This is a genomic window from Carboxydocella sp. ULO1 (assembly GCF_002049255.1).
Lineage (GTDB): Bacteria > Bacillota.
Genome location: NZ_BDLQ01000081.1, coordinates 183147 through 189967 on the forward strand (window position 1 = coordinate 183147; position 6821 = coordinate 189967).

Below are 6821 nucleotides of genomic sequence, written 5' to 3' on the forward strand. Positions count from 1 at the left end.
CCAGTTTATGAAAAAAACAGGGAATTGGCGTAAACTGGGCAAAAATGCGGGTCAAGACCAAACCAATTTTCAGTTACAGGGTCAGCCTGTTCAAGATAGTACTATTATTATAGAGTGGCTTAGCTGTCCTGATGATCTGGTAGTCCAGAGTATTAAATGGCAAGGGGCTGAAGCCAGAGTCCTTTACCTGGAAGGGTTGGTGGAAGAAAGTCAACTGGCCAGGCTGTTAGCTGCGGAACGGGCAGGGCCGGATTTACGTAAAAGTGCTGATATTACAGAAATTGCCCGGGAGCTTCTCAATGGACGTACAGTCCTCCTGGTAACAGGGGAAAAAGAAGCCTGGCTGTTAGCGACTTCTGGCTGGGAACACCGTCAGCCGGAGCAGCCATTAGCGGAAATGGTACTTCGGGGTGGACGGGAAGGCTTTTGCGAAGTATTAAAAACTAATCTGGCTTTAGTACGACGTAGATGCCTCGATCGGCAGCTAAAAGTCAAATATATATCAATAGGAAGTGAACATCAGGTTAAAATCGCTTTTCTTTATCTGAATCATTTGGTCAGCCCATCCCTGGTTCGGGAAGTAGAGGGACGCTTGCGTCAGGTTCGGTTACGCGGAATATGGGATAGTGGTATGCTGGAAAGGTGGCTGGCCGACCGGCGCTGGTCCCCTTTTCCCCAGGTGCTGGCAACTGAGCGACCAGACCGGGTCGGGGCAGCTTTAGCCGAAGGGAGAATTGCCCTGCTGGTAGATGGGTCGCCGTTTGTCTTAATCGTACCTGGTTTATTTACTGATTTTCTCTTTTCGGCTGAAGATTATTATATTCACCCGATCCTGGCTACCAGCGTTCGCTGGATTCGGGTTTTATCCTTCATGATTGCTTTGTCATTGCCGGCTTTATATATTGCTCTCACTACCTTTCACCAAGAAATGGTCCCCACTTCCTTAATGTTATCGATTGCCGCCGGACGCAGTGGTGTACCTATGCCTGCCTTTGCAGAAGCAGTGATGATGGAAGTTGCGATCGAGCTGATTCGAGAAGCCAGTTTGCGTTTACCTGGGCCAATGGGTAATACCCTGGGAGTAGTGGGAGCACTGGTTATCGGGCAGTCAGCTGTCCAGGCCGGCTTGGTTGGGCCTATTCTGACTATTATCGTAGCCTTGACGGCTTTAGCAACTTTTGCTATTCCCAACTATTCCCTTGCCTTTAGTATTCGGTTGTTGCGATTTTTAGTTATGCTGGCAGCGGCAGTCATGGGGGGATTTGGCCTAACGCTGGCCCTGGGTTTGATTTTGGCTTATATATTGCAAATGGAGGTCTATGGTATACCTTATGCCTTGGGCCTGTTTCCTTCATCGTGGCGGGTGTGGGATGATCATCTGCTCTGCATCGGAGGAGAGGCTGCAGGTCAGGAACGCTTTCCTTTTAAAGGTGAGGTGGGCAAAGGGGAGGAACAACAATGACCGTTTGGCAGTTGTTCTGGTTAGAAACAATAGCAGGAATGGGCTTTTATTTTGTTACAATTCCCCGTACTTTAGTGGTATTGATGCAGTCAGGGGCATGGTTGGCTCCTCTGGGAGCAATCGTTTTGTTAGCCCCTTGCTTGTTCTGGTTAGTGCGAAGGATACCCTGGGGCAGCAGTATCAAGCTTGGACCAGGGCTGGCATTGGTAATTCTGGGTCTAACCATGATAGAGGGGGCAGTTACTTTACGCCGTTACGGAGAATTCATCAATACTGCCATAATGCCGGAAACCCCGATACTGGTTATCGTGATTTTGACATTGATACTGCCAGTTGTCTTAGCTCGTGGTGGGTTAAAGCTGATTGTTCGCTTTAATTTTTTGTTAACACCGATATTTATTTTAGCAACAGTCATAGTATTTATGTTATCCGCTCCTGACTTTGATCCCTTTCGCTTAAAACCCCTGTTTTTTATTGAATTTTCCGCCTTTATCAAAGCAGTAATCTTTCTGATGGGCTTTACTTTAAATATGTTACCCTTGTGGTTTTTGAGTGAGTATTTTAAGATAAAGAAAGAATATGAGCACTGGTTAATCTGGGCCGGAATGTTAATGCCAGCCTTGCTTATCAGTCTTACCTGTACGCTGGTGGTGGGAATTTTTGGTTTATATACAGTACAACGTTTATTTTGGCCGATGTTGGATGTAGTTAAAAATATTTCTCTTGGGGGTTTTATTGAACGGATTGAAGTGGCTTTTCTAATGCTCTGGTTTCAAAATGCAGTGATTAGGCTCGCTTTACTGTTGTATATCGGGGCCTGGGCTGTGGGACGGCTATTTCAGCTGAAGAATGATCGAATGCTGGTATGGCCTTTAGCATTCTGGCAACTGGGCCTGGCCATGTTGCCTACTGATGCGGTACAGGCAGTACTTAAGATCGATACAGTGCATTTTTGGTTAATTTTACTACTCAGTCCCTGGTTGTGCTGGTGGCTGGCCCGCCCTAAACTGAATAGCAAAAGGATTTTAAGCCTGTTAATAATCTTTATGATGTTAATCAATCAGGGCTGTTGGAACCGCAAAGAAGCAGAAAAAATCCAGTATGCCTTAGCTGTGGGAGTAGATCGGGCACCGGATGGTAAAGTGTTGATAACTGTACAGATGCCTTTGCTGGAAAAACTGAAAGCAGAGAAAGGGGCCGAGGGGCCTAAGAGCTGGACTATTATCAGTAATGGGGAGACTACCTTTGAAGCGGTTCGCCACCTGATCATGGCTACAGGGGCGAAATTGTTTTTTTCCCACATGCAGGTTCTAGTGATCGGGGAAGATGCGGCCAGGGAGGGAGTAGACCAAATTATCGATTTTTTCAGCTCTGATCATGAATTACGGGGTACACCCTATGTTTTGGTTGCTAGAGGCAAGGCTTACCAGGTACTGCAAAATGCTCCTCCTTATACACCCCTGCCGGCGACTTTTCTTAAAGACCAGGTGGAAAAAGTTGCTTCTGGTACTTCTGGTACTGTAAAAGTGAAAATGGGAGATTTTCTTGCTGCCCTGGCCAGCCAGGGAGCACAGGCACCGCTGGCGACAGCGGTTGAGCCATTGAGCTGGCGCAAATACAGCCGGGAGGTTTTAGGGCTGGAGGCAGAACAACGGGGGGAATTATTGCCGGAAAGAGTAATCTATATGGCTGGAGCAGCCTTTTTAAAAGGTACACGGCTAGCAGGCTGGCTGGATGCCAGAGAGACCCGGGGGGTATTGTGGGTTAAAGGCAAGGTACAGAGCGGGATTATCGTTGCACCCCAGCCAGGAGGAGGAAAAATTTCCTTTGAAATTATTCGGATAGAAAAAAGACGGCTCAAGCCTGGCTGGCGAAATGGTAAACCCTATTATCAATTAGAGTTGGAGGTGGAAGGCAATCTCGGGGAAAAAAGCGGATTTACCAACCCGGCTACTGGTCCGAATGTAAAGCAATTGGAACAGCACTTAACCAGAATGATACTTCAGGAAATTCAACTGGCCTGGAACAAACAACGCCAGACCCGAGCCGATATATTCGGTCTGGGGGCGGCGCTAGCTGCTGAAAAACCGGAAATTTGGGAAAAAGTGAAAGAGCGGTGGAGTGAAGTAATGCCCACCGCTCATCTGGAATTAAAGATTAAAGTGAGAGTACGGCGTTTATCTACCACTATTTATAGTCCCTGGGCGAAAGGGAAGTAAGCAATTCCACCGGGTGTTTCACCAGTACCGGCAGTCCCTGCTGCCGCAAGCCATGGCTGATTTGCAAAATACAGCCTGGACAGGGAGTGACCACTATCTGAGCCCCACTCTGGCGGATATTGGCTACCTTTTCCGCCAGGATAGTCTGGGACAGCTGATAGTTGGTGGCGAAAAAGGTGCCGGCCCCCCCGCAACAGCGGTCAGCCTGAGCCATTTCCCGCACTTCCACTCCCGGCAGCTGCTGCAGGAACAGACGCAGGGCGGCTTTTTGTTTCAGGCCCCGGGCCAGGTGACAGGGGTCATGGATGGTTACAGTCAGGGGTAATGTACTGGAAGCGGTAATTTCCCGCAGGCCTTGCTCGGCCAGGAAAGCGGTAACTTCCCGCGTGCGCTCAGCCCAGGTACGGGCGGTGGCTGCCAGTTCAGTACCGGCCAGCAGCTGGGGGTATTCCTTTAAAGCTGCGCCACAGGAGGCACAATCACTGACTACCCACTGAGCCCCGGCGGTTTCGATTTGCTCTAGTACCCTGGCCGCCAGGCTGACAGCGGTATCACGGGCGCCGTTACCCAGCTGGGGCATACCGCAGCAGTTCAGCTCCGGACTGATTACCACCTCAAAGCCCTGCTGACTCAAGGCCTTTACTGTGGCCTGGGCGATGTGGGGAAAGAGCATGTCAGTTGCACAGCCGAGGAAATAATAGACCCGGCCCCGCTTTTCTCCCTGAGCAGGAGTCACTGTGGGCAGCAGCTGACGGGCCCGTTGCCTGGGGACGGTGGTCAGGACGGCTTCCGCCTGCCCTAGAGAGCCGGGCAGCAACCGGGTCAACCCCAGCCCCCGGGCCAGGCTGCGGATACCCAGATGCTGATAGGCCTTGAGCAGCTCACCGGCCAGAGAGAGAAAACGGGTTCTGGGCCAGAGCTTGCCGAAGAGCTGGCGCTTGAATTTATAATACCCTTTCTTGGCCAGATGGCTGCGGGCGATACTGACATAGCGATGCACGGGAATCCCGGAAGGGCACTCCTGACTGCAGGCTTCACAGAGCAAACAGGCTGTGAGCTGGCCGGCCATTTCCTCCGACAGGGGCAGTTTTTCCTTGTGCAGCATTTCGGTCAGAAACACCTTGCCCCGGGGAGCGGCCGACTCCTTGCCCAGCACAGCAAAAACGGGACAGACGGAACGGCACTGGCCGCAGCGCACGCATTTTTTCAGCTGATTTAACAGTTCCGGTTCATGGGCCAGCATTTAGCTCTCCTCCTCAGGCAGCAGCACTTTCCCCGGATTCATGATATTTTTGGGATCCAGAGCTTTTTTAACTGCCCACATAGCTTTGAGGGCGGAACCGTGTTCCAGCCGTGCATAAGGAGCGCGGACCAGGCCGACGCCATGCTCACCGGTGGTGGTACCGCCCAGTTCCACGGCCAGACGGTGGATAGCATCAGCCAGACGGTGGGCCTGTTCCACTTCTGCCGGGTTTTCCGGGTCGATGACCGGGGCGGTATGGAGGTTGCCATCTCCGATGTGGCCATAGACCACCACCTTGACCCCGAATTCTTCCCCCAGGGCCTGAATGCGGCGCAGCGCCTCGGTTACCTGGGTAAATGGAACCGAAATATCTTCCCCGTGGAAAATCCGGCTGCCATCAGGGCGAACACGGGCAGCGGCAGTTGCCACCACGCCACGGGCGCGCCAGAGATCAGCCATGCGCTTGGGTTCAGTGGCCCATTCGATGCGCAGGGCCCGCTGTCCCACGATTTGCTGAATTTGTTCTCCTTCCCAGGCTACACTGGCGGGATTGCCATCCACTTCAAAGATCAGGATGGCCTGGGCATCCACCGGCAGATTCAGTTCCGGGGCGAATTCACTTACCGCCCGGATGGCGGAATTATCCATAATTTCGATGCCGGAAGGCAGGATACCGGCGCGATAGACGTCCAGGACAGCGGCAGGAGCATCTTCCAGGTTGGCGAAAACCGCCATGGCTATGCCCCGGCCTTTGGGTTTGGGCCAGAGGCGCAGGCGGATATTGGTGATCACACCCAGAGTGCCTTCCGAGCCGACAAAAACCTTGGTCAAATTGAGGCCGGTAACGCTTTTTACCGCTTTGGAACGGGTGCCACCGGTAATAATCACTTCCCCGTTGGGCAGAACCACTTCCAGGCCCAGGACATAGTTTTCTGTGGCTCCGTATTTGACCGCCCGCAGGCCACTGGAATTATTGGCTACCATGCCTCCGATGGTGCACATACGGGTACTGCCAGGGTCAGGGGGAAAGAAAAGTCCATAGGGAGCCAGGGCTTCATTTAGCTCAGCGTGAATGACACCCGGGCGTACCCAGACCTGCATATTGGCGGCATCGATTTCTTCGATGGTTTTCCAGCGGCTCAGGTCCAGTACGATTCCCCCTTTAACAGGAACACAGCCACAGGTTTCCCCGGTTCCGGCTCCCCTGGGGGTGACGGGAATTTCATGCTGCCAGGCCAGTTTCATAATGGCAGCGACTTCAGAAGTAGAGGTCGGGAAAACCACCAGATCAGGTAAAAAACTTTTTTCCCGGGCTAGAAAAGAACTGTCATAAGAATAGTAAGCCAGCTCCAATGGGCTGGTGAGCACTTTCTCATGGCCAAGCATCCGGATAATTTCTGTTTGGATTTGTTGGGCTAAGGCCACCCCGGTTCCCTCCCACGTATATTGAGTCTTATCTTAAAATATTATACGACTACAGCACTCCTCCTGTCTGCCCTAAATGAATAAGTATACAGTATTTTGCAAGTCTTGCTCTTTTCTCTGGTTCTGCGATTGGATAAGATGGAAGGTAGAGGGATGGAGGTAAGCAGCAGCTTCAGAAAACTAGACTATAATTGATTGTATTTAACTGTTTTGCTACATTAAAAGTATGGAACTATTATCCATTGGAGAAGCAGCAAAGTACGGCAGGGTTTCGGGGAGCTGATCAGGAATGCCAGAGAAACACGAGAAAAACAAATTTAGCATAACTGTGTGCGGGGAGTTTTTTCCGGAGATTTACCCGACTCACCGGTCTTCGAAATGGAGCCGGGGCGAAGAAGACCAGCTGACTACGGAGATGCGTCTCTTCTGTGCCTGTATGCGGTGGGCCTTTAACCGGCTCCTGGAAGGTGCT

5 protein-coding genes are annotated in these 6821 nt (G+C 51.5%); 3 read left to right on the forward strand and 2 right to left on the reverse strand.

All coding sequences use genetic code 11. The features are described 5' to 3' along the window. The first annotated feature begins 7 nt into the window (after positions 1 to 7). Together ULO1_RS11085 and ULO1_RS11090 are read left to right on the forward strand one after the other, a co-directional pair. Positions 8 to 1462, forward strand: a complete 1455-nt coding sequence (locus tag ULO1_RS11085) for a spore germination protein (protein WP_159446627.1) — start codon at positions 8 to 10, stop codon at positions 1460 to 1462. Further along, positions 1459 to 3681, forward strand: coding sequence for a Ger(x)C family spore germination protein (locus tag ULO1_RS11090; protein ID WP_079933607.1), 2223 nt, complete (start codon positions 1459 to 1461; stop codon positions 3679 to 3681). The genes ULO1_RS11085 and ULO1_RS11090 overlap by 4 nt, the downstream gene beginning before the upstream one ends. Here the strand turns inward: ULO1_RS11090 and ULO1_RS11095 are convergent. Both ULO1_RS11095 and ULO1_RS11100 read right to left on the reverse strand, forming a co-directional pair. After that, positions 3650 to 4924: a (Fe-S)-binding protein gene (locus tag ULO1_RS11095; protein WP_079933608.1), complete on the reverse strand. Its 1275-nt coding sequence runs from the start codon at positions 4922 to 4924 to the stop codon at positions 3650 to 3652. The genes ULO1_RS11090 and ULO1_RS11095 overlap by 32 nt on opposite strands. Then, on the reverse strand, positions 4925 to 6349 hold the full coding sequence (locus ULO1_RS11100; protein WP_375804204.1) for an FAD-binding oxidoreductase: 1425 nt from the start codon (positions 6347 to 6349) through the stop codon (positions 4925 to 4927). It abuts the gene before it with no gap. 289 nt (positions 6350 to 6638) lie between these two features. On the opposite strand from ULO1_RS11100, the gene ULO1_RS15235 reads away from it, so the two are divergent. After that, positions 6639 to 6821, forward strand: a 183-nt coding sequence (locus tag ULO1_RS15235) for a hypothetical protein (protein ID WP_242947946.1), incomplete at its 3' end; no start/stop codon positions are given.

Coding starts and splice junctions, on each gene's coding strand:
- ULO1_RS11085 (WP_159446627.1), top strand. CDS start 8: ATGAAAAAAACAGGGAATTGGCGTAAACTGGGCAAAAATGCGGGTCAA.
- ULO1_RS11090 (WP_079933607.1), top strand. CDS start 1,459: ATGACCGTTTGGCAGTTGTTCTGGTTAGAAACAATAGCAGGAATGGGC.
- ULO1_RS11095 (WP_079933608.1), bottom strand. CDS start 4,924: ATGCTGGCCCATGAACCGGAACTGTTAAATCAGCTGAAAAAATGCGTG.